2 protein-coding genes are annotated in these 2,436 nt (G+C 62.1%); both read left to right on the top strand.

The annotated features are described in order from the left end of the window. On the top strand, positions 1 to 315 hold a 315-nt coding region (locus GX108_02330; GenBank protein ID NLO55884.1), incomplete at its 5' end, for a nitroreductase. Between the two features lie 98 nt (positions 316 to 413). Further along, complete coding sequence (locus tag GX108_02325; GenBank protein ID NLO55883.1) at positions 414 to 2,120, top strand: thiamine pyrophosphate-binding protein; 1,707 nt, start codon at positions 414 to 416, stop codon at positions 2,118 to 2,120. Positions 2,121 to 2,436: the final 316 nt, after the last annotated feature.

Here is a 2,436-nt window from a genome sequence, read left to right as displayed (position 1 = left end):
GAGGCTTTCGAGTACAACGAAAAACCCAACCCCTGGTCGGGCCTCGACTGCGGCCTCGCCATGGCCCAGCTGATACTGCAGGCCGAGTACATGGGTTGGTCGGTCCACGTCATGGCCGGTTTCAGCCGCGGCAGGGTCAGGGAAGCCTTTGGGGTGCCGGAGGGTTTCAGACCCCTCGTGGCCTTCGTCATAGGCAAAGAGGGGGACCCCGATACGCTCTCGCCCCACGACAGGGAAGAGGAGACGGCCCCCAGGGTGAGAAAGGAACTGGAGGAGACGGTCTTCTCCGATCGGTGGGAAAAGAGTCTCTTTTAAGGAAACGGCGGCGACGGAAACGACAAGGCACCCGGGCTTCATGGGGACTCCGCCCGGGGGGGACAAAGGCGAAAAAGCCAAGGAGAGGATGTATTTCGATGAACGCTGCCCGCGCCCTTCTCGAGATGCTTCATCGCTACGGGGTGGAGTATGTTTTCGGCCTTCCTGGCGAGACTACCCTGGGCCTGTACGACGAGTGGAAGAGGTTTGAAAAGGTGACCCATGTCATGGCCCGCGACGAGCGCCACGCCGTGTACATGGCCGACGGGTACGCCCGTATCAGCGGACGCCCCGGTGTCTGCGAGGGGCCGAGCGTCGGGGCCACCCATATGATCCCGGGGGTAGTCGAGGCCCTACAGTCCTCCATCCCCATGGTCGTCCTGACGACCGACCTTCCCCTGGGCGTGGAAAGGCGCAACGCCCTCACCGGTTTTGACCAGACGTCCCTCTTCGCTCCCTTCACGAAGGAGAGCCTGACGGCCCACAGGGGCGGCGATGTGCCCTTCCTGCTGCGCAGGGCCTTCCGGGTGGCCCTTTCGGGGCGCCCCGGACCGGTGCACTTGAGACTTCCCATGGATGTGCTGGCCCAGGAGATGGGCCGACCGCTGCCGCCCTCCCAGCAGCGTTTCCGCCTATGCCCGGGGACGAGGCCGATACCGGGTCGGGAGGAGACCACCGAGGCGGCCCGGCAGCTGGCGTCCTGCGAGAGGGGAGTCATGGTCTGCGGCCAGGGCGTTCTCACGTCGGGGGCCTGGTGGGAAGTTGAGCGTCTTGCGGAAAGGTTCGGCCTCGCCGTGGCGACGACCATAAACGGAAAGGGTTCCATCGGTGAACTTCACCACCTTTCCATCGGCGTGATAGGCTCCAGGGGGAGCACGGACTTCTCGAACTCCTTCGTCGAAGGGGCGGACCTGATCTTCTACGTGGGCTGCAGCACCGATTCGGTGGCCACCGACGGATGGAAGCTCCCGAAGGAACCCGGGCGTGTCCGCTTTATCCACCTGAACATCGCCGAGGGTGACCTGGGCAATTCTTTCGGCGAGGGACTGCTGCTCCAGGGGGATGCGAAGAGCGCCCTGGGGGCGATCCTGGAGGCTGCCGATGACCTGGCCCTGCCGGTGAGGGGAACCGGAGGGAAGAATCTGCGCGGGAACCGCCGCTCCAGGTGGTCGCCCACTGTCCTCAAAGGTTGTCTCGATCCCAGGTCGGCCACCATGATGATCACCGACGCCATGCCCGAGGGATCCGTGATAGTCGCCGACCCGGGCATGAGCGCCGTCTACCCCGCTGCCTTTTGGAAGATACCCAGGGCGGGGCGTTACTTTGCCACCAACTACGCCATGGGAGCGCTGGGATGGGGCCTGGGGGCGGCCATTGGGGCGACCTACGCGGTGGGCTCCGGGACAACGGTCTTGAACTTTATCGGCGATGGCAGCTTCGGCTTCACCTCCGGCGAACTGGAGACCCTATCCAGGCTGGGCAGGAACCTCAAGGTCATCCTCTTCAACAACAGCAGTTTCGGGTGGATAAGGGCGACGAACCTTTTCAGCTTCGGTATGCCTCACTTCGCCACCGATCTGGGTCGCGTTGACTACGGGACCCTGGCGAAGAGCTACGGCTTGGCGGCTTTCAGGGCCTCCTCGGAGGAAGAGCTGGCCTCCTCCCTTACCGGGCTGTTCGGCCGTGAAGAGCCGGCCCTGCTGGAACTGGTGGTCCCCCCCGAGGACGAGTGCGTCCCGCCCGTGCCGGAATGGGGCACCCGGTCAAGGGAAGAAGGCCTGGTGTGTCATTATTGGGAATCGTAAATTGTGAGAATATACGAGTCGGGAAACGTGAATCGAAGGGTCAAATTCGCGGCATGTTGTTTTGCTCTTGCGACCCACGGCACTTACGACCTGTGATTCCCGGAATTTGCGGATCACGATTTATGGTTTCCGGTTCCCTATTTACGGCTTTTTCGCCCTTATGGTATACAAATGCTCAAAATCAAGCCTTGACCCCAAGCCTTTGACAAAACAGGAGATAGGGATAAACTGGTGGGAACGTTGCCGATCATCAGTGATGAGCGGCACTTCCCGGAGGATTAATGGCACAGGAGAATGTTGAACAGGAGTACTTCGT

The sequence above is a fragment of the Thermovirga sp. genome (assembly GCA_012523215.1).
GTDB lineage: Bacteria > Synergistota > Synergistia > Synergistales > Thermovirgaceae > 58-81.
This window is presented reverse-complemented; position numbering and strand designations above follow the sequence as displayed.